This is a genomic window from Tepidiforma flava, assembly GCF_027594505.1.
In the GTDB taxonomy this organism is placed as follows: domain Bacteria; phylum Chloroflexota; class Dehalococcoidia; order Tepidiformales; family Tepidiformaceae; genus Tepidiforma; species Tepidiforma flava.
In genome coordinates, this window is the sequence record NZ_CP115149.1 from 1448380 (window position 1) to 1468218 (window position 19839).

Sequence of the window (19839 nt, forward strand, 5' to 3'; positions counted from 1 at the left end):
GTGCGCGCCGGCGGTGCCCCGGCCCGCACAGTGTAGCCGCATCCTACCCGAGCCACCCCTTCGGCGCGAACTCCATTCGCTGCCGCGACAGGTGACCCGGCCGACACCGGTGCTCCGCGCGCGAACGAAGCGCCCCGGCCGGCCGGCCGGGGCGCGCATCGTCGTCGCCAGCGGCGGCGCGGCCTACGCCTTGCCCGCCGGGATGTCGTTCGTCGGCGTCCCGTAGAGCTTCCGCAGGTCCGTCTTCAGCACCTTCCCCATCACGTTCCGCGGCAGCTCATCCACGACCGCCACGTACTGCGGGGCCTTGAACGAGGCGAGGCGCGACTTCGCGTACGCCGTGATCTCCTCCGGCGTGATCGTCGCGCCCGGCTTCAGCACCACGATCGCCTTCACCACCTCGCCCCATTCCACGTCCGGCACGCCGATGACGGCCGCCTCATCGATGGCCGGGTGCTCCTCCAGCACGTTTTCGATTTCGCCGGGCGAGATGTTCTCGCCGCCCCGGATGATCAGGTCCTTCTTCCGGCCGGTGATGTAGAGGTAGCCGCCCTCGTCCAGCTTGCCCACGTCGCCCGTGTGCAGCCAGCCGTCGATGATCGCCGCGCTGGTGGCGTCCTCCTGCTTGTAATAGCCCTTCATCACGCGGTCCGAGCGGACGCAGATTTCGCCCTCTTCGCCCGGCGGCAGCGGCCGGTTCCGCTCGTCCATGATCGCCAGCTCCACGTCCGGCATCGGCTTGCCCACCGAGCGGAGCCGCTGCTCCTTGATCTCCGTATCCGTGCTCAGGTCGTGGTCCTCCGGCCCGAGGAACGTCAGCGTCGCCGTCGATTCCGTCTGCCCGTAGGCGTTGATCAGGCCGATGCCCTTTGGCGGGAAGATGTCGCACGCCTTCCGCACGACTTCATACGGCATCGGCGCCGCGCCGTAGGTGATCTGCTTCAGCGAGGAGATGTCGTACGTGTCGAAGTCCGGCACCTCCATGATCCGCTTCAGCATCGTCGGCACAACGAAGGCATGCGTAATCCGCTCCTGCTGCACCGCCTGCAGCCACAGCTCCGGCTGGAACTGCGGCAGGATCACCAGCGTCCGCCCCATCCAGACGCCCAGCATCATCGCCGTCGCGCCCGCCACGTGGAAGAACGGCGCCGAGACCAGCAGCTTCTCGTGCGTCTCCGGGTCCGCCGGCGGCTGGTTCGTCACGTACGCCGTCATATCGAGGAACGTGAGCTGCACGCCCTTCGGCTGCGCCGTCGTCCCCGACGTGAAGATGATGATCGTCGCGTCCTTGTCGTCGACCTCCGTCCAGACCTCGTCCTCCGCCCCGCTCTCCAGCAGCTCCTCGTAGCGCAGGTAGCCGTCCGCTGCCCCGCCGAGGCTCACGTAGTGCTGGACCGTCGTCAGCGTCGGCCGGATCCGCTCCACCAGGTCCCGGTAGCGGTCGGAGACGAGCAGCAGCTTCGTCTCGCTCACGTTCACCATGTAGGTGAGCTCTTCATCCTTCGCCCGGTAGTTCAGCGGCACGAAGGTCGCGCCCACCATCGCCGTCGCGTAGTAGCTGATGACGAAGTCCGCGCTGTTCACCGCCATGATGGCGACGTGGTCGCCCTTCTCCACCCCGAGGCCCTGGAACGCGTTCGCCAGCTTGCACACCTGCCGGTACATCTCGGCGTAGGTGAGCCGCTTGCCGCCCCCGTTCCCATCGAAATCCACCAGCGCCTCGCGGTCCGGGACGACCGACGACGTGATCTGCAGGAACTCGATCGTGTTCATTCAGACTCCATGGAAAAAACGTAGGGACACCCTTGTGGCCGCCGATTCTACCGGAACCTGCCACCCCGGGCGAACCGCGCGGTAAGCCGCCCCCTCCAGCGGCCCTCGACGGCCCCGCGCCCGGGGCGCACAATCCGGCCCATGCTCCCGCCCGGCCCCATCGACCCGATGCTCGCGAAGGCCGCCCTGGAGATCCCCGCCGGGCCCGGCTGGCTCTTCGAGCCGAAGTGGGACGGCTTCCGCTGCATCCTCTTTCACGACGGCGCCGCCCTCTCCCTCCAGTCGCGCGACCGGAAGCCGCTGAACCGCTACTTCCCCGAACTCGTCGACGGCCTCGGCCGCGTCCTCCCCGGCCCCGCCGTCCTCGATGGCGAAATCGTCATCATGACCCCGCGCGGCCTCGATTTCGATGCCCTCCAGCAGCGCATCCACCCCGCCGCCTCCCGCATCGCCCGCCTCGCTGCCGAGACGCCGGCCGCCTTCGTCGCCTTCGACCTGCTCGCCGAGGGCAGCGATTCCCTCATCGCCGCGCCGTTCGCCGCGCGCAGGGAGCGGCTCGAGCGGCTCCTCGGCCGGGCCCGGCCCCCGGCGTACCTCACCCCGGCCACCCGCGACCCCGCCGTCGCCCGCGACTGGTTCGAGCGGTTCGAAGGCGCCGGCTTCGACGGCGTCATCGCCAAGCCCCTCGATGCCCCCTACCAGCCCGGCAAGCGCGCCATGCTGAAAATCAAGCACCTCCGCACCGCCGAGTGCGTCGTCGGCGGCTTCCGCTGGAACCGCGGCGAAGAAGGCCGCTCCGTCGGCTCGCTCCTGCTCGGCCTCTACGACGACGACGGCATCCTCCACTTCGTCGGCCACACCTCCAGCTTCTCTGCCTCCCAGCGGCGCGACCTCGCCGGCTTCCTCGCGCCTTACCGCACGGACGACCCCGCCGAGGGCTTCGGCAAGGGCCGCACCCCCGGCGCCGAGAGCCGCTGGACCGCCGGCAAAGACCTCGCCTGGGAGCGGCTCCGCCCCGCCCTCGTCTGCGAAGTCACCTTCGACCACATGCAGGGGCCGCGTTTCCGCCACGCCGCAACCTTCCAGCGCTGGCGGCCCGACCGCGAGCCCCGCTCGTGCACCTTCGGCCAGCTCGAGGCCCCCGTCCCCGCCGAGCTCCGCGCCGTCTTCGACGCCCGCGCTTGACACGCCCCGCCACGCGCTTCACCATCCCGGCCAGCATCTTGGCCGCATGGCCAACCTGCGTGAGGCCGCCCATGTCTGCCGACCCCGGAACCGGCGCCGCCCGCCCCGCATGGTGGAGCCGCCAGTACATCGAACCCTTCACCCTCGACGACGACGAGCTCTGGCGCATCGTCCGCGAATCCACCCGCGCCGCCGTCGCCTGGGTCACGAAGTCCGGCGAGCCCGTCGTCGCCCAGATGTCGTACTGCTGGTACGACGGCCACATCTGGCTGACCTCCACCCCGAACCGCGACAAGTACCGCGCCCTGAAGCGCAACCCGGCCATCTCCCTCTCCATCCACGACCCCGCCGACTGGTTCAAGCAGGTCACCATCCGCGGCCGCGTCGCCTTCTTCCACGACCGCGAATCCGTCCGCCGCTTCATCCGCGAGCTGATCACCGCCGGCGGCCGCCGCGCCGTCGCCCCCGAGGTCTACGAGCGCGAATTCGCCCGCTTCGACAGCCCCGAGCGCGCCGTCCTGCGCGTCGATATCGAGCGCATCCGCAGCTACGACGGCCGCAAGATGTGGCAGACCGAAGCCGAGGGCCTCGACCCGTGGAGCGAAGCCAGCCCGTAGCTGCCCGCCGCCCCGCGCGGTAGCATGCGCCCGCGATGCTCCACGTCCTCAGCTACGACTACGTCCCCGATATCCTCGAGCGGCGCGAACCGTTCCGGCCGGCCCACCTCGCGCTCATCCGCGAATACTTCGAAGCCGGCCGCCTGCGCCTCGCCGGGGCGATCGGCGAACCCGTCCGCGGCGCCCTGATCGTCTTCAGCGACCCGGACGCCGCCGCCGACTTCGTCCTGCGCGACCCCTACGTCCTCAACGGCCTCGTCACCGCCCACCGCATCGAGCCCTGGCACGTCGTCATCGGCGCCTAGCCGCCGCCCCCGCTCCCCGCTCACCGGTCCCCCTCCTTGCGCGCCCGCGAGGGCTGCACCCGCTTCGGTTCGCCCGGCGCCTTCGGGAAGTGCGGCGGATACGGCGCATCGCCCAGCCCCGCCCGCTCCTGCTCCCGCGAGAGCGCCAGCAGCGGCTCCAGCGAATACGCCCGCGCATCGAGCCCCGCCATCGCGTCCCCCCGCGCCGCGAACCGCGCCGGCACCGTCGCCACCGTGTACTCGGCCAGCTCCGCGCCCGGCAGCTCCTCCCACGTCAGCGGCATCGAAACCTGCGCGTTCGGCGTCGGCCGCACCGAATACGCCGACGCCACCGTCCGGTCGCGCGCGTTCTGGTTGTAATCGATGAACACCCCGTGCCGCTCCTCCTTCCACCAGGCCGTCGTCACCAGCCCCGGCGCCCGCCGCTCCGCCTCCCGGCCGAGCGCCAGCGCCGCGCGCCGCACCGCCGTGAACTCCCACCGCGGAAGGATGCGCACGTAGATGTGGATGCCCCGGCTCCCCGACGTCTTCGGGTAGCCCTCCAGCCCGTACTCGCGGAGCAGCTCGCCCACCAGCAGGGCCGCCTCCTTCACCTGCCCGAACCCCGCCTCGGGCGTCGGGTCGAGGTCGAACCGCAGCTCGTCCGGGTGCTCCACATCGTCGGCGCGCACCGGCCACGGGTTCAGGTCGATGCAGCCGAGGTTCACCGCCCAGGCGATCCCGGCCAGGCTGTCGATGACCGGCAGGTTCGCCGACCGCCCGCTCGGGAACGTGACCTTCGCCGTCCGCACGTACGGGGGCAGCTTCGGCGGCGCCCGCTTCTGGAAGAACGGCGGCGCCCCGGCGCCGTCCACGAACCGCTTCAGCACCATCGGCCGGTTCGCCACCCCCCGCAGCGCCCCCTCGCCCACGGCCAGGTAGTACCGCACCAGCTCCAGCTTCGTCAGCCCAATCGCCGGGAAGTACACCTTGCCCGGGTTCGTCACCGGCACCGCGATGCCGCCTGCGTCCACGATTGCCGTCTCCCCGGCCATGCCGGCAGTATACGTTCCGCACAGTTGACGGCAAAAAACTGTTGCTATACTTTCCCTCCATCGCCATTTCAGGAGCCGCCGATGGGCGTTCGCTTCATCCCCCACCTCTGGCTCGAATCCGGCGCCGAGGAGGCGGCTGCCTTCTACACCGGCATCTTCCCCAACTCCCGCATCACCTCCGTCACCCGCTACCCGGGCGTCGGCCGGGAGGTCCACGGCCAGGAGCCCGGCACCGTCCTCACCGTGACCATGGAGCTCGACGGCAACCCTGTCATGCTCCTCAACGGCGGCCCCGGCTTCCGCCTCGACAACGCCTTCTCCTTCCTCCTCGAATTCGAGACCCAGGAGGAGATCGACCGGTACTGGAACGCCCTCCTCGAAGGCGGCCAGGCCCAGGCCTGCGGCTGGCTGACCGATCGCTTCGGCGTCACCTGGCAGATCGCCTGCCCCATGGACCACTGGCTCACCCATCCCGACCCGGCCGTCCGCGAGCGCGTCTTCGGCGCCGTCCTCGGCATGGTCAAGATCGACATCGCTGCTCTCGAAGCCGCCGCCCGCGGGCAGGTTTCGCCCGCGGCCTGAGCCTCACCGCGTACACTGCGCTGCGCCCCGGCCGGGGCAGGAAGGAGAACCACATGCCTGGCACCGCGCTCCTCATCGGCACCCGCAAAGCCTTCTTCATCTACCGCTCCGACGCTTCCCGCGAACGCTGGGAGCTTTCGCCCCCGATGCTGAAGGGCACCTCCGTCTACCAGGCCGCCGTCGACACCCGCCGCCGGCCGTCTCGCATCCTCCTCGCCGCCAACCACTGGGCCTGGGGCCGCTCCGTCGCCCGCAGCGACGATGGCGGCCAGACCTGGGACCAGCGCTCACCCGGCCTCGGCTTCCCCCAGGACATGGGCATCACCATCGACAACGTCTGGGGCATCACCCCCGGCCACCCGGCGCAGCCCGGCGTCGTCTGGGCCGGCACCCAGCCCGCCGGTCTCTTCCGCTCCGACGACTGGGGCGAATCCTGGCAGCCCGTCGACGACCTCAACCGCCTGCCGGACCGCAAGTTCTGGCACATGACCGGCGGCGGCCAGTCCGCCCTCACCGCCATCGAACTCGACCCCCGCACGCCTGATCGCATCTTCATCAACATCGCCACCGGCGGCTGCTACTGCTCCGAAGACGGCGGCAGGACGTGGGAGCCCCGCTGGCACACCGCCATCGCCACGACGCCCGAAGTCCGCGAGATGTTCGAAAAGATCGCCGAGATGTTCCCCGAAATGGAGGAGCAGTTCCCCGCCCCGGAGGGCGTCGACCCCCTCGCCGCCAACGAGTTCCACCGCCTCCGCATCGACCCCAAAAACCCCGACCGGCTCTGGGGCCAGGCCCACGTCGGCGTCTTCCGCTCCGACAACGCCGGGCGCCAGTGGCACGACGTCACGAAAGGCCTCCCCTCCTTCCACGGCTTTCCCCTCGCCGTCACGAAACAGGGCCGCGACGCCGTGTTCGTCGTCCCCCTCGAAATGGAGGCCGACAACTTCCGCGTCGTCAACGGCCAGTTCGCCGTCTACCGCACTGCCGATGCCGGCGCCACCTGGGAGCGCCTCACCCGCGGCCTCCCCGGCCCCCACGATTACCAGAGCGTTTACCGCGACGCCATGGATACCGACGGCATCGACCCCGAAGGCGTCTACCTCGGCACCACCAACGGCGAAGTCTGGTACGGCCGCGAATGGGGCGAATCCTGGGTCCGCCTCCCCGGCACCCTGCCCCCCATCCTCTCCGTCACCGCCCTCCCCGCCGACCTGCTCTGACGCGCGCCCTCAGCCGTCCCGCCGGATGTAGTCGATCATGTCGACGCTCTCCGGCGGGCGGCCGATCGTCGTCAGGATCGCCGCCGCCTCGGCCCGGTGGTGCGTCGAATGGTTGAACACGTGCAGGATCAGCTGCCAGAGCGGCCGCTCGTCCGGCAGCGGCGGCTGGTTCCGCCGGTAGCGGCAGACCGAGAGCAGCCGCGCCTCGTCGAGCTCCGCGAAAAACCGCGCCCGCTCCGGCCGGTGGCGCTCCCACGCCTCCCGCACTGCCGCGATCGTCGGCCACGTCGCCGGCCCGTCCAGCTTCGCCTCGCTGTCGCCCAGCCACCGCCGCAGCCAGTGCCGCTCCGAGGCCACGAGGTGCGCCAGCAGCGCGTGCAGCGAGCCGTCGCCGTAACTCCCCGGGATGCGCGCCCCCGCCGCCTCCTCGCCCGCAGCCTCCGCCGCCCGCAGGATCCGCTCGTTCGCCCAGTCGTGAAACGCTGCCGTAAAGCGGATCAGTTCGAGCGAAACCGGGCCATCCACCCCGCCATCATCGCACACGCCGCGGCCTACGCGACCCCCGCCGGGAACGTCGTCGGGATCTTCGCCGCCATGTCGAAGTACTCCTGGAACGTCTGATTGAAGCGGTAGAACGTATCCCGCCGGTGGTAATCCTTCCCGCGCGCGAACTCCTCCGCGCTGCGCAGGTCCAGCGAATTCAGCGTGTACTCGTGCGTCGCCCGCCCGTTCCGCTGGATGTCCTCGATCATCGCCCGCCACGCCTCCGGCGATTGCACCAGCACGAAATCCAGCTCCTCCGCCCGCTTCGCGTCGATCTCCTTCACGTCCTTCACCTCGAACGCCTCGAAGTCGATCTCGAAGTAGCGGTCGCCCACCTGCACCCCCATCTCCGCATCGCACGTCCCCAGCCGCTTGAAGCTGTCCGAGGCGTTCAACAGGTCCGCCGCCGCGCGGAACCACTCGACCGAAGGAAACTCAGGCATCGCGTCACCTCCAGGGCAGGGCACATGGCGCCGGCCGGCGCCATCCCGGTGTGGCCGGGAGTGTAGCCGGTTCCACCCCGCCTGTCAGGCCGCCGCCGTCGACAGCCGCCGCCAGCCGCGGCACAATCCCCGCCATGGCGACTGTCCAGACCGTCCTCGGCCCCGTCGACGCCAGCACCCTCGGCGTCACCCTGAGCCACGAGCACATCCTCGTCGGCATGGGCGAAGACAACCACCACTACCCCTGGCGGTTCGACTGGGACGCCACCCGCGCCAACACCATCCGCGAACTCCGCGAAGCCCGCGAGGGCGGCATCGGCACCATCATCGACCTCACCACCCCCGACCTCGGCCGCGATGTCGCATTCGTCCGCGATGTCGCCCGCGAAGCCGGCATCAACGTCGTCGTCGCCACCGGCATCTGGCGCGATATCCCCCGCTCCTTCTGGACCCGCGACCCCGACGAAATCGCCGATATCTTCGTGCACGAAATCGAAACCGGCATCGGCACCACCGACATCCGCGCGGGCGTCATCAAAGTCGCCAACGACATGGGCGGCGTCACCCCCGAGGCCGAGCGCATCCTCCGCGGCGCCGCCCGCGCCTGTAAACGCACCGGCATCCCCATCAGCACCCACCAGTGGGCGCCCGAAGAGGTCGGCTGGCAGCAGGTGCAAATCTTCGAAGACGAAGGCGTCCAGATGGACCGCGTCGCCATCGGCCACAGCGCCGACACCACCGACGTCGACTACCTCGAACGCCTCCTCCAGCGCGGCGTCTTCCTCTCCATGGACCGCTACCCCGGCGCGCCCGGCCGCCCCTCGTGGGAGCAGCGCAACGCCACCGTCAAGGCGCTCATCGACCGCGGCTGGGCCAGCCGGCTCATGCTCGGCCACGACTACGCCCCCATGCCGATCGTCAGAGGCCAGCAGCCGCCCCCGCCGCAGGGCCCAACCCGCTACCTCTTCGTCTCGACCGTCGCCGTCCCGGCCCTCCTCCGCGACGGCGTCCCGCAGGACGCGATCGACACCATGCTCCGCGACGTCCCCCGCCGCTTCCTCACCGGGGAGGCGTAACGCCGCCGCCCTCTCAGTTCACCCCGTCCGAGGCCGCCTGCGGCGCCGTCAGCCGGAACGGCAGCACCGGCCCGAGGTCGACATCGAATCGCTGGCCCCCCGGCGCGAAGATCGGCTCCTGCAGCGCGAACCGCCGCGCAACCGGGAACCACAGCCGGATCGGCAGCCCCGCCGCCCCGCACCCCGGCCGCTGCCCCGGCCCGCTCCCGTCCGCCAGCACGTCCACCACGTAGACCGTCTTCCCCACGTCCGAGGCAGGCGTGCCCGGCCCGGCCGCTGCCACCTGCGTCGTCCCGTCGCCGCACGCCTTCCCGTTCACCAGCGCGATGACCGGCTGGACCGCCGGGTCGAGGTTCGCCCCATCGGCCTGCACGATGCCGTACGGCCACGCGAAATCCGGCGGCCCCGGCGGCTGCTGCGCCCCCGTCGCTGCCGGGAACGACAGCGCCGCGGCGAGCAGCCCGGCAAAGAACATCAGCCGGCGCGCCCTGCCGCGGCGCAGTGTGGTCATGCCGAGAGTATCGCTAGTTCGTGCCGTCCTTCGCCACCTGCGGGCCGATGTTCCGCGGCGTCAGCTGCGGCCCCAGCCCTGTCAGGTTCCGCTGCGCCGGCCCGGCGCCGCTCCAGGTCGCCGTGTCCGTCGCCATCTGGCGGTTGCCCACGAAGTAGAACTGCACCGTTCGGCCTGCGGCGCCGCAGCCCGCCAGCTGGCTGTCCGCAATCACGTCCACCACGTATACCACGCCCGAGCCGTCGGCGATGGTCTGCCCCACGCCGCAGGTCTGCGAGCTGCCGCCGCTCGTCACGATTGCAAGGACCGCCTGGCCCGGGCCGACGCCCGAGGGCACCGACCCGTAAAACGTCGCCGGCGGCGAAGGCGGCGCACCCTGGGCCGCCACCAGCGCGGGAATCGCAGCCATCGCAACCGCGACAGCGCCAATCGCAGGGAGAATCGCTCGTTTCATGTCGCCTCACTGGGGAGCGGGAATACGCTCGCAGCTAGCAGCGTAGGCGGCGAAGATTATGCAGGCAAGCCAAATCCCCCCGCCCTTCGGGGGGCCGCCGAACTGTTTACGGACAGTTTACAGCCCGCCCGCGAGGCCCTCCAATGCCGGCCTTCAGCACCCTCCGCGATGTCCTCCGCCCCGTCGGCCGCCCCCTCCGCGCCGGCCTCGCGCCCCTCCGCCGCGCCCGCTGGCGCGCCCGCTACCTCCGCGACGGCATCGACGGCATCGCCATGGAGCTCCGCACCACCGTTGCCCACCACGAGGAGCTGCTCCGCCTCTTCGGCGCCCGCGTCGGTCGCGATGTCTCCATCCACGGCCCCATCCACATCGTCAACGCCGGCCGCGATTTCTCGAACCTCCGCATCGGCTCCCGCGTCCACCTTGGGACTGACGTCCTCATCGACCTCGCCGATGCCGTTACCATCGAGGACGAGGCGACCCTCGCCATGCGCGCCAGCATCATCACCCACCTCGATGTCGGCCCCGGCCCCCTCCGCGAGCGCCGGCCGCGCCAGCAGGCGCCCGTCCGCATCGGCCGCGGCGCCTACCTCGGCATCGGCGCCACCATCCTCCACGGCGTCACCATCGGCGAATGCGCGACCATCGGCGCCCATGCCCTCGTCGACCGCGACGTGCCCGCCGGCGCGACCGTCCTCGCGCCGCGCGCCCGCCGCGCCGGGGAAGCCCCCGCGTGAGCGGCCCCCGCGGCCGGGTCCTCGTCCTCGGCCTCCCCTACTTCGGCCGCCGGCTCGCCGCCGACCTCGCCGCCCTCGGCTGGCGGGCCGACTACCTCCCCCACCCCGGCCGCAGCCTCCCCGCCTGGGGCCGCGTCGCCGCCGCCGTCGCCCGCGCCGATATCGTCTACCTCATCGGCAGCCGGCTCGACCGCGGCTCGCCCCAGGCCCGCCTCGCCCGGGTCCGCCGCCGCCCCATCGTCATCCACTGGGTCGGCACCGATGTCCAGATCGCCCTCGACGAGCACCGCCGCCGCAACGCCGACGCCCGCCTTGCCGAGCGCGCCATCCACTGGTGCGATGCCCCGTGGCTCGCCGACGAACTCCGGCAGGCCGGCATCCGCGCCGAATACGTCCCCCTCCCCATCCCGGTCCCCGAGGCCGAACCCCCGCCCCTCCCGGCGCGCTTCACTGTCCTCCTCTACTACCCCGTCGATGCCTTCGACCGCGAAGTCTTCGACTGGGCCACCATGGCGCGCCTGCCCGGCGCCTTCCCCGGCGTCCGCTTCCTCCTCATCCCCTCGCCGCCGGAGACGCTGCCCGGCCCGCTCCCGCCCAACCTCGAAGCCCGCGGCTGGGTCGACGACATGGACGCCCTCTACCGCGAGGTCAGCGTCCTCGTCCGCCTCACCACCCACGACGGCCAGTCGTTCATGGCTGCCGAGGCCCTCGCCCGCGGCCGCTACGTCATCTGGACCCACCCGATGCCCGGCGCCATCCAGGCCAGCGGCTTCGAGGCCGTCAGCGCCGCCCTCCGCCGCCTGCTCGAGCGCCACGATGCCGGCGCGCTCGGCCTCAACCTCGATGGCCGCCGCCGCGTCCTCGAGCGGTTCGGTGGCGGCGCGCCCCTCCGGGAAATCGACGAGCGGCTCCAGCTCCTCCGGCCCCGCTGAGCAGCCGCGCCGCGGTACGATATCCCCGCGCCATGAAGCCGATCCCCACCCTCACCACCGACGAAGAGCGCGCCGCCGCCATCTTCCGCGCCCTCGGCAACCCTGCCCGGGTCGCCATCGTCAGCGAACTCGCCCGCCGCGCCGCCTGCGTCAGCGACCTCGTCGCCGCCCTCCCCCTCGCCCAGTCCACCGTCTCCCAGCACCTGAAAGTCCTGAAGGAGGCCGGCATCGTCCGCGGCGAAGTCGAAGGCCCCGGCGCCTGCTACTGCCTCGACCCGGAGGTCATCCGCTGGCTGGCGGCGTTCTGCTACGGCCTCTGCTGCCCGCCCGGCCAGCCGGCCCCGGAGGGCGATGCCCGCTGCTGCCCCTGAGCCGGGGGCGCCCCCGTCACCTTTCCCCGCCCCCGCGCCATGGAACCGGCGAACCCTTCGCGCGAGGTGCGTTCACATGCTCCGGTTCCTGTTTCCCTTCCGGCGGTGGCGCCGCCGCCGGCTGTTCCTTCGCCGCCGCCCGTTCGCCGGGCCCCGCCTCTGACCGTCAGCTCCGCGGCAGCCCGAGCGACCCGAGAAACTCCAGCAGCAGCCGGTTCACCTCCGCCGGCCGCTCCTGCTGCGTCCAGTGCCCGCACCGCTCGAGGTGCTCCATCCGGATGCCCGGGATGAGCGCCGGCATCGCCGCCGCCATCTCCGGCTTCAAAATCGTGTCGTCCGCCGCCGTGATCATCATCGCCGGCACGTGCAGCTGCGGGCCCTTCGGCGCGTCCGCCTCCTCCGCGTTCAGATCCGCTCCCCGGTACCAGTTCAGCCCGCCCCGGAAGCCCGTCTTCCGGTATGCCCCCACGTACACGGCGATCTCCTCCTCCGAGAGGAACGACCGCCGGTCATCCGGGATGCGCGCCAGCACCCCGCTCCCGTCGCCGCCCACCGTCATGAACGTCGTGAAGTCTTCCGCCCGGGTCCAGTCCATGAACACCTTGTGGAACGTTTTCTCGATGTCCGCCTCCAGCTCCGCCTCGGCGACCCCCGGCTTCAGGAAGTACCGCATGTAGAACGTCGCGTCCGTGAGCCCGTGGTAATCGCGCAGCGCCTCCGTCGTGCGCCGGTTCGAAGGCGGCGCATACGGCGTGTTCAGCCCCACGATGGCGGCGACCCGCCCCGGGTAGCGCAGCCCCATCTGCCACACCACCGCGCCACCCCAGTCGTGCCCGACGAACACCGCCCGCTCCAGCCCGAGCGCATCCAGCAGCCCCGCCATGTCCGCGCAGAGCACCTTCATCGTGTACTGCGCCGGGTCCGCCGGCGCGTCCGTCTCCCCGTACCCCCGCATGTCCGGCGCAATCGCCCGGTAGCCCGCCTCCGCCAGCGCCGTCAGCTGGTGCCGCCACGAATACCACAGCTCCGGGAACCCGTGGCAGAACACCACCGGGAACCCCTCCCCCGCCTCCGCGACGTGCATGCGGATGCCGTTCGTTTCGATGAACCGGTGCCGGATCTCGGCCACGCGCGCCTCCCCTGCTGGTAGCTACCGGCCCGTATCCTACACTGCCCCCATGGCCGAACTGCGCATCCCCTTCTTCCGCCCCGCCATCGACGACGACGACATCGCCGCCGTCGCCGAGACCCTGCGCAGCGGCTGGCTCACCTCCGGCCCCAACGTCCGCGAGTTCGAACGCGAACTCGCCGCCGCCTGCGGCGCTCCCTTCGTCAACGCCGTCAACTCCTGCACCGCCGCCCTCCACCTCTGCCTCCGGGCATGGGATATCGGCCCCGGCGACGAAGTCATCGTCCCCGCCTACACCTTCTCCGCCACCGCCACTGTCGTCGTCCACACCGGCGCCCGGCCCGTCCTCGTCGACGTCCGCGAGCGCGACGCCAACCTCGACCCCGCAGCCTTCGAACGCGCCATCACGCCCCGCACGAAGGCCGTCATCCCTGTCCACTTCGCCGGCGAGCCGTGCGATATGGACGCCATCCTCGCCATCGCCCGCCCGCGCGGCATTCGCGTCCTCGAAGACGCCGCCCACGCCATCGGCGCCGCCTACCGCGGCCGCCCCATCGGCAGCATCGGCGATGCCACCGCCTTCAGCTTCTACGCCACCAAGAACATCACCACCGGCGAAGGCGGCGCCCTCGCCACCGCCGACCAGGCCCTCTCCGACCGCGTCCGCGTCCTCACCCTCCACGGCATGACGAAGGACGCCTGGAACCGGTACGACGCCGGCGGCAGCTGGCGCTACGACATCGTCGAATTCGGCTTCAAGGACAACCTCACCGACCTCGCCGCCGCCCTCGGCCGCCGCCAGCTCGCAAAACTCGACCGCCTCACCGAAGCCCGCACCCGCATCGCCATGCGCTACGTCGCCAACCTCCGCGATGAGCCCCTCCTCACCCTCCCCGCCTTCGACGAGGCGAACCGCCACGCCTGGCACCTCTTCATGGTCCGCGTCGACAACCAGCGCTCCCCCGTCCAGCGCGACGACGTCATCCGCCGCCTCGCCGAGCGCGGCATCGGCACCTCCGTCCACTTCATCCCCCTCCACTACCACACCGCCTACCGCAAGCTCGGCTACCAGCCCGGCGATTTCCCCGTGTCCGAGCGCATCTTCGACGGCGCCATCAGCCTGCCCATGTTCCCCGCCATGACGGACGCCGACGTCGATTTCGTCTGTGAGAATTTGCGCGACATCCTCCGCACCGCTGCTTGAGCGGTAGCGCCATCCCGACGATAAATGACGGCGACGGCCCCATTCGGCCGCCGGAGGCTTCGTGTCCCGCTCGTTTGCGCCAGCCCTCGCCCTGCTCCTCCTGCCCCTCGCCCTCGTCGCCGCCGCCTGCGGCGATGCAACGAAAAAAGTCGCCCTCGACCAGTGGGTCGACGGCCTCTGCAAGGCCGTCGCCGACTACGACAAGGCCGCCGAGGCCGCCGGCGAAGCGTTCATCGATGCCGACCTCGCCGATACGAAAGCCGCCAAGGCTGCCTTCGCCGAATCCCTCGCCAGGCAGCGGGACGCCCAGAAAGCCTTCCGCTCCGCTTTCGCCGACCTCGGCCAGCCCGACATCGACGGCGGCAAGCAGGTCGTGGACGCGTTCAAAACGCAGTTCGACGAGAACACGAAGCGCACCGACGACGTCGAAAAGCGCGTCGCCGCCATCCCCGACCGCGCCGACTTCCTCACCGAGTTCCTGAAAATCGCCGACGATATCGGCCAGCCCGATTTCCGCCCGAAGCTCGAAGCCGTCGCGAAAGACCACCCGAAAGTCAACGACCTCATCGCCGCCATCGAGGCCGATCGGCCCTGCGCCCGCACCCTCTTCACCATCGACGCCGCCGCCGAGCCCGAAAGCGAAGCCTGGGTCAGCGGCATCTGCACCGCCCTCGGCACCTGGGTCCAGGCGCTCACCGACGGCGCCGACCGCCTCGACCGCGACGTCGCCCGCGCCGTCACCGTCGCCGAGGTCGAGCGCATCCTGGTCGACTTCTTCGAAGAAGCCCTGACCGATACCCGCGCCCTGAAGCGCAGCATCGGCCAGCTCAACCCGCCGCCCATCAAAGACGGCCAGGCCATCCACCAGGTCTTCGTCACCGCGAGCGACGAGCTCGTCGCCGCCATGGAGCGCCTCACCCGCGAAGCCCGCTCCGTCAGCTTCACCTCCGTCGCGCAGGCCCAGCTCGAATCCGACCGCCTCATCACCCTCATCGACCGGCTCTTCAGCGACGCCGCCGCCACCTTCGACGAACTCCAGCAGTACGACCCCGAAGGCCTCGACGAGCTCTTCCAGACGCTTCCCGAGTGCCAGTTCTGACCCCTGTCATGCCCCTTGCGCGGGAGGCGTATACTCCCGCGCATGGCGCAGGCACCCGTCTTCGAATCCGATAGCGAGCTCCTCCGGCTCGCGCAGGGCCTCCGCAGCGCCCTCGGCGCCCCCGCGCCCGTCGCCCAGTCCCGCCGCGTGCTCGCCGGCTTCCGCGGCAAGGCGCGGCTCTTCTACTACCCGCCGCTCGGCGGCCCCCGCCTCCGCACGCCGCTGGTCCTCTTCCCCTACCTCGGCATCTCCCGGCCCTACATCTTCGACCTCCGCCCCGGCGAATCCTTCGCCGAGTTCCTCGCCGCCGAGGGCATCCCCTTCTACCTCGTCGACTGGGGCATCTTCGGCCCCGAGGACCGCGACCTCGGCCTCGACGACATCGTCGCCGACATGATCCCCTCCCTCCTCCGGCAGGCGCTCCGCCACGCCCGCGCCGAGGCCGCCACCGTCTTCGGCTACTGCATGGGCGTCCCGATGACGGCCTCCGCCCTCGCCTTCGACCCCTCCCTCCCCGCGAAGAACTACCTCGCCATGGTCGGCCCCATCGACTTCTCCATCGGCGAATTCCCCCGCATCACCGACGAAGACCGCTTCGACGTCGACGCCATCATCGAAACCTTCGACCTCATGCCCGCCGAGTTCATCCGCAGCGGCTTCAAAATGCTCAACCCGCTCGGCGACCTCCAGCAGGCGAAAGCCCTCCTCGAAAACGCCGGCAACCCCCAGTGGCTCGAAGGCTACAAAGCGATGAACCGCTGGGCCAGCGAATGGATCCCGCTCCCGAAGCAGTTCTTCCGCCACTGGGTCCGCCACTTCTACCAGCGCAACGAACTCATCCGCGGCGAACTCCGCATCATGGGCCAGCCCATCGACCTCCGCCGCATCACCGCCCCCGTCCTCTGCGTCGGCGCCACGAAAGACGACATCGTCCCCGCCGCCAGCGCCTGCGCCCTCATCGATGCCGTCGGCAGCGCCGACAAACAGTTCCTCGAGCTCGAAGGCGGCCACATCAGCGTCATCGCCGGCCGCCGCGCCCGCGCCCAGGTCTGGCCCGCCCTCGCCGACTGGCTCCGCGCCCACGACTGAGCGCGAAGGCACGGTAGAGGGAGAGCGGGAGAAGGGGAGAGAGGGAGAGCGGGAGAAAGGGCGAACACAGGGAGAAAAACCGCAAAGAGAAAAGCAGAGAAGCACAAAAAACAAAGAGGGTGAGTGAGGAGGAAAGCATGGACTCTCCCCCTCTCTCCCCTTCTCCCTCTCCCCTTCTCCCTCTCTCCCCTTCTCCCTCTCTCCCCTTCTCCCGCTCTCCCCCTCCCCGCTTCCCCGTTCCCGCCTCCCGCCCTACGCTACCTTCGTGCTCGTCGTCCAGAAATACGGCGGAACCTCCGTCGCCGACGCGGAGCGGATCCGCCACGTCGCCGGCCGCATCATCCGCAGAGTCCGCCAGGGCGACCAGGTCGTCGCCGTCGTCTCCGCCATGGGCTCCGCCACCGACGACCTCATCGACCTCGCCCTCCAGGTCGCGCCCGACCCCGACCCCCGCGAGCTCGATATGCTCCTCTCCACCGGCGAACAGGTCAGCGTCGCTCTCCTCGCCATGGCGCTCAAGTCCCTCGGCCAGGAGGCCGTCGGCCTCACCGGGCAGCAGGCCGGCATCATCGCGCAGGGCCGCCACTACCAGGGCCGCATCTCCCGCGTCGAAGCCGACCGCGTCCGCGCCGAGCTCGCCGCCGGCCGCGTCCCCGTCGTCGCCGGCTACTGGGGCGTCAACGAACACCAGGAGATCTTCACCCTCGGCCGCGGCGCCAGCGACACCACCGCCGTCGCCCTCGCCATCGCCCTCGGCGCCGACCGCTGCGAAAACTGCAAAGACGTCGAAGGCATCTACACCGCCGACCCGCGCATCGTCCCCACCGCCCGCAAGCTCAAAGACATCGCCTACGAAGAGATGCTCGAGCTCGCCACGCAGGGCTCGCAGGTTATGCACAACCGCGCCGTCGAGCTCGCATCCGTCTACAACGTCCCCATCCTCGTCACCTCCAGCATGGTCGAAGCACCCGGCACCCTCATCCGGGGGGAGGCAGAATTGGAAGAACGCAACCGCGTCCGCGGCATCGCCCACGACCTCGACGTCGCCAAGATCACCGTCCGCCGCGTCCCCGACCGGCCCGGCATCGCCGCCAACATCTTCGAACCCCTCGCCGAGGCCGGCATCAGCGTCGACACCATCGTCCAGAACGCCTCCGAAGCCAACCTCACCGACCTCTCCTTCACCGTCTCCCGCGCCGACCTCCGCCGCGCCGAGCAGCTCATGCCCGAGATCTGCGCCCGCGTCGGCGCCCCCGAATGGACCTCCAACGCCAACCTCGGCAAGGTCTCCATCGTCGGCGTCGGCATCCAGACCGCCCCGGGCTACGCCGCCCGCATGTTCCGCGCCCTCTACGACGCCGGCATCAACATCGAACTCATCTCCACCAGCGAAATCCGGCTCACCTGCATCATCGCCGCCGACCGCGTCCACGACGCCGTCCGCGCCCTCCACGCCGCCTTCGAACTCGAAAAAGCCGACGCCGATTCCGCCTGACCCTGCACCCCCGCCCCCGGCGGGGTAGACTCCAGCCCAGCCCACCCGGCCGGAGCTCCGCCCATGCCCATCCCCGAGCGCGGCCGCCCATGGCCCGAGATCGCCGCCGAGATGGAGGCCGCCCGCGCCCGCGACCTCGACTGGCGCCGCGGCCGCCACGGCGCCTACGTCTGGTACGCCTCCGACGAGCTCGAACACGTCCTCCGCGACGCCTTCGGCATGTTCCTCGTCGAAAACGGCCTCGGCATCCGCGTCTTCCCCAGCCTCGCCCGCATGGAAGCCGACGTGCTCGAATCCGTCGCCGCGCTCCTCGGCGGCGGCCCGGAGACGCCCGGCATCTTCACCAGCGGCGGCACCGAAAGCATCTTCCTCGCCGTCTACGCCATGCGCGAATGGGCCCGCGCCAGCCGCCCCGGCCTCGAGCGGCCCGCCGTCGTCGCGCCCCATTCCGCCCACCCCGCCCTCAACAAGGCCGCCCACTACCTCGGCCTCGATGTCCGCCGCGTCCCCGTCGGCCCCGATTACCGCGCCGACCCTGCCGCCATCGCCGCCGCCGTCGATGCGCGCACCGTCGGCCTCTACGCCTCCGCGCCCGCCTACTCCCTCGGCGTCATCGACCCCATCGCCGACCTCGCCCGCCTCGCCGCCGACCGCGGCCTCTGGCTCCACGTCGACGCCTGCGTCGGCGGCATCCTCGGCCCCTTCGTCCGCGACCTCGGCTACCCCGTCCCGCCTTTCGCCTTCGAATGCGAGGGCGTCACCTCCGTCTCCGCCGACCTCCACAAGTCCGGCTTCGCCGCCAAGCCCGCCTCGGCCCTCCTCTTCCGCTCCGAAGCCCACCGCGAATTCGCCCGCTACACCTTCGACGACTGGCCGAGCGGCACGTACAGCGGCCTCACCTTCACCGGCACCCGCCCCGGCGGCGCCATCGCGGCGGCGTGGGCCGCCTTCCAGTTCCTCGGCCGCGAAGGCTACCGCGGCCTCGCCGCCGCCAGCATGCGCGCCCGCGCCGCCATCGAAGCCGGCCTCCGCGAGCGCATCCCCGGGCTCCGTATCCACGGCGAACCCCCGCTCTACGCCTTCGCCTGGGCCGCCGAAGGCGTCAGCATGGGCCGCGTCGCTGCCGCCATGGCCCGCGAAGGCTGGGTCGCCGGCCGCACCACCGCCCCCGACGGCATCCACGTCATGGCCACCCCGGTCCACGAACGGTACGCCGCCGACTACGCCGGCGCCGCAGCCCGCGCCGTCGAAGCCGCCCGCTCCGGCGATTCGACCGGCACCGCCCGCGCGGCGTACAACTGACGGACCACATCGCCGGAGGCCCCGTGAACCGCATCGACATCGAAATCAAGCTCAGCCGCGACCGCGCCTGGCTCCTCGAAACCCTCTCCGCCATGAGCCCGGAAGAACTCCACGCCCCGCGCACCCGCTCCGAACACGACCCGGAGACGTGGTGGTCCTACGCCGACCACTTCATCCACACCACCCTCATCGAACGGAACTGGAACGACATGATCCGGCGCCACCTCCGCGGCGAAACCGCCCTTCCCCGCCGTCTCCGCGCCGACGGCACCCCGCAATCCCGCGATGAAGTGATGGCCGGCATCCACGCATGGACCGAGGCCTGGGCCGAAGAGCACCGCGGCAAACCGTTCGACGAGCTCGCCCGCATCGGCCTCGCGGCCCGCGCCGAGACACTCGCCCTCCTCGCCGACCTCACCGACGACCAGCTCCAGCAGACGATCCCCGGCGCCCCCTGGGCCGACGGCACCATCGGCGGCATCCTCGCCGCCAACGCCGACCACGGCCGCATGCACTTCAAATGGGCGAAGGAGGGGACAGGGAGGAGCGAGGACTGAGAAGGGAGAAAGGGAGAAAGGGAGAAAGGGAGAAATCTCCTCCCGAGGCCCCTCCCAACTCCCAACTTCAACCTCCCAACTCCATCGCCGCGGGGCTCCGTCAGAAAGGGAGAAAGGGAGAAAGGGAGAAAGGGAGAAAGGGAGAAAGGGAGAAAGGGAGAAAGGGAGAACTCTCCTC

22 protein-coding genes are annotated in these 19839 nt (G+C 70.9%); 15 read left to right on the forward strand and 7 right to left on the reverse strand.

Annotated features, from left to right (window positions below; genetic code table 11):
* Positions 1-183 precede the first annotated feature (183 nt).
* The gene (locus tag O0235_RS08140) at positions 184-1773 is read right to left on the reverse strand and encodes a class I adenylate-forming enzyme family protein (protein WP_270055292.1); all 1590 of its coding nucleotides are present in this window, start codon (positions 1771-1773) and stop codon (positions 184-186) included.
* A gap of 141 nt (positions 1774-1914) precedes the next feature.
* On the opposite strand from O0235_RS08140, the gene O0235_RS08145 reads away from it, so the two are divergent.
* The 3 genes from O0235_RS08145 to O0235_RS08155 all read left to right on the forward strand — a co-directional run bounded on the left by O0235_RS08145 (position 1915) and on the right by O0235_RS08155 (position 3880).
* Positions 1915-2958: an ATP-dependent DNA ligase gene (locus tag O0235_RS08145; protein WP_270055293.1), complete on the forward strand. Its 1044-nt coding sequence runs from the start codon at positions 1915-1917 to the stop codon at positions 2956-2958.
* 71 nt (positions 2959-3029) lie between these two features.
* The gene (locus O0235_RS08150; RefSeq protein ID WP_270055294.1) at positions 3030-3575 is read left to right on the forward strand and encodes a pyridoxamine 5'-phosphate oxidase family protein; all 546 of its coding nucleotides are present in this window, start codon (positions 3030-3032) and stop codon (positions 3573-3575) included.
* Positions 3576-3610: 35 nt separating this feature from the next.
* Positions 3611-3880: a YciI family protein gene (locus tag O0235_RS08155; protein WP_270055295.1), complete on the forward strand. Its 270-nt coding sequence runs from the start codon at positions 3611-3613 to the stop codon at positions 3878-3880.
* A gap of 20 nt (positions 3881-3900) precedes the next feature.
* On the opposite strand, the gene O0235_RS08160 is transcribed toward O0235_RS08155, so the two are convergent.
* Positions 3901-4914, reverse strand: coding sequence for a DNA polymerase domain-containing protein (locus O0235_RS08160; RefSeq protein WP_270055296.1), 1014 nt, complete (start codon positions 4912-4914; stop codon positions 3901-3903).
* Positions 4915-4995: 81 nt separating this feature from the next.
* Between O0235_RS08160 and O0235_RS08165 the strand changes: the two genes are divergently transcribed.
* Complete coding sequence (locus O0235_RS08165; RefSeq protein WP_270055297.1) at positions 4996-5496, forward strand: VOC family protein; 501 nt, start codon at positions 4996-4998, stop codon at positions 5494-5496.
* Positions 5497-5549: 53 nt separating this feature from the next.
* Positions 5550-6719 carry a WD40/YVTN/BNR-like repeat-containing protein gene (locus O0235_RS08170; protein ID WP_270055298.1) on the forward strand — a complete coding sequence of 390 codons (1170 nt, stop codon included), beginning with the start codon at positions 5550-5552 and terminating at the stop codon, positions 6717-6719.
* Between the two features lie 9 nt (positions 6720-6728).
* Here O0235_RS08170 and O0235_RS08175 read toward each other — a convergent pair whose 3' ends face one another.
* Both O0235_RS08175 and O0235_RS08180 read right to left on the reverse strand, forming a co-directional pair.
* Positions 6729-7262, reverse strand: coding sequence for a DinB family protein (locus O0235_RS08175; RefSeq protein ID WP_270055299.1), 534 nt, complete (start codon positions 7260-7262; stop codon positions 6729-6731).
* A gap of 8 nt (positions 7263-7270) precedes the next feature.
* Positions 7271-7705, reverse strand: coding sequence for a hypothetical protein (locus O0235_RS08180; RefSeq protein WP_270055300.1), 435 nt, complete (start codon positions 7703-7705; stop codon positions 7271-7273).
* Between the two features lie 134 nt (positions 7706-7839).
* Between O0235_RS08180 and O0235_RS08185 the strand changes: the two genes are divergently transcribed.
* Positions 7840-8781 carry a phosphotriesterase family protein gene (locus tag O0235_RS08185; RefSeq protein WP_270055301.1) on the forward strand — a complete coding sequence of 314 codons (942 nt, stop codon included), beginning with the start codon at positions 7840-7842 and terminating at the stop codon, positions 8779-8781.
* 13 nt (positions 8782-8794) lie between these two features.
* On the opposite strand, the gene O0235_RS08190 is transcribed toward O0235_RS08185, so the two are convergent.
* The gene (locus tag O0235_RS08190; RefSeq protein ID WP_270055302.1) at positions 8795-9292 is read right to left on the reverse strand and encodes a hypothetical protein; all 498 of its coding nucleotides are present in this window, start codon (positions 9290-9292) and stop codon (positions 8795-8797) included.
* A gap of 13 nt (positions 9293-9305) precedes the next feature.
* A complete protein-coding gene (locus O0235_RS08195; protein WP_270055303.1) occupies positions 9306-9701 on the reverse strand; it encodes a hypothetical protein in 396 nt (131 codons plus the stop codon).
* Between the two features lie 188 nt (positions 9702-9889).
* Here O0235_RS08195 and O0235_RS08200 point away from each other — a divergent pair, with 188 nt between their 5' ends.
* From O0235_RS08200 to O0235_RS08210, 3 genes are read left to right on the forward strand one after another with little or no spacing between them, the layout of a single operon-like run.
* Positions 9890-10483 (forward strand): acyltransferase, encoded by a 594-nt coding sequence (locus O0235_RS08200; RefSeq protein ID WP_270055304.1) that lies wholly within the window; start codon positions 9890-9892, stop codon positions 10481-10483.
* Positions 10480-11415, forward strand: a complete 936-nt coding sequence (locus O0235_RS08205; RefSeq protein WP_270055305.1) for a hypothetical protein — start codon at positions 10480-10482, stop codon at positions 11413-11415. The genes O0235_RS08200 and O0235_RS08205 overlap by 4 nt, the downstream gene beginning before the upstream one ends.
* Before the next feature lie 32 nt (positions 11416-11447).
* A complete protein-coding gene (locus tag O0235_RS08210; protein ID WP_270055306.1) occupies positions 11448-11786 on the forward strand; it encodes an ArsR/SmtB family transcription factor in 339 nt (112 codons plus the stop codon).
* A gap of 166 nt (positions 11787-11952) precedes the next feature.
* Here O0235_RS08210 and O0235_RS08215 read toward each other — a convergent pair whose 3' ends face one another.
* Complete coding sequence (locus O0235_RS08215; RefSeq protein WP_270055307.1) at positions 11953-12915, reverse strand: alpha/beta fold hydrolase; 963 nt, start codon at positions 12913-12915, stop codon at positions 11953-11955.
* Positions 12916-12964: 49 nt separating this feature from the next.
* On the opposite strand from O0235_RS08215, the gene O0235_RS08220 reads away from it, so the two are divergent.
* The 6 genes from O0235_RS08220 (at position 12965) to O0235_RS08245 (ending at position 19661) form a co-directional block, all read left to right on the forward strand.
* Complete coding sequence (locus O0235_RS08220) at positions 12965-14119, forward strand: DegT/DnrJ/EryC1/StrS family aminotransferase (RefSeq protein ID WP_270055308.1); 1155 nt, start codon at positions 12965-12967, stop codon at positions 14117-14119.
* Between the two features lie 61 nt (positions 14120-14180).
* Positions 14181-15218: a hypothetical protein gene (locus O0235_RS08225; RefSeq protein WP_270055309.1), complete on the forward strand. Its 1038-nt coding sequence runs from the start codon at positions 14181-14183 to the stop codon at positions 15216-15218.
* Positions 15219-15260: 42 nt separating this feature from the next.
* The gene (locus O0235_RS08230) at positions 15261-16307 is read left to right on the forward strand and encodes a hypothetical protein (RefSeq protein WP_270055310.1); all 1047 of its coding nucleotides are present in this window, start codon (positions 15261-15263) and stop codon (positions 16305-16307) included.
* Between the two features lie 265 nt (positions 16308-16572).
* The gene (locus O0235_RS08235) at positions 16573-17802 is read left to right on the forward strand and encodes an aspartate kinase (RefSeq protein WP_270055311.1); all 1230 of its coding nucleotides are present in this window, start codon (positions 16573-16575) and stop codon (positions 17800-17802) included.
* 63 nt (positions 17803-17865) lie between these two features.
* Positions 17866-19104, forward strand: a complete 1239-nt coding sequence (locus O0235_RS08240) for a pyridoxal phosphate-dependent decarboxylase family protein (RefSeq protein ID WP_270055312.1) — start codon at positions 17866-17868, stop codon at positions 19102-19104.
* 23 nt (positions 19105-19127) lie between these two features.
* The gene (locus tag O0235_RS08245) at positions 19128-19661 is read left to right on the forward strand and encodes a DinB family protein (protein WP_270055313.1); all 534 of its coding nucleotides are present in this window, start codon (positions 19128-19130) and stop codon (positions 19659-19661) included.
* The last annotated feature ends 178 nt before the right edge of the window (positions 19662-19839 follow it).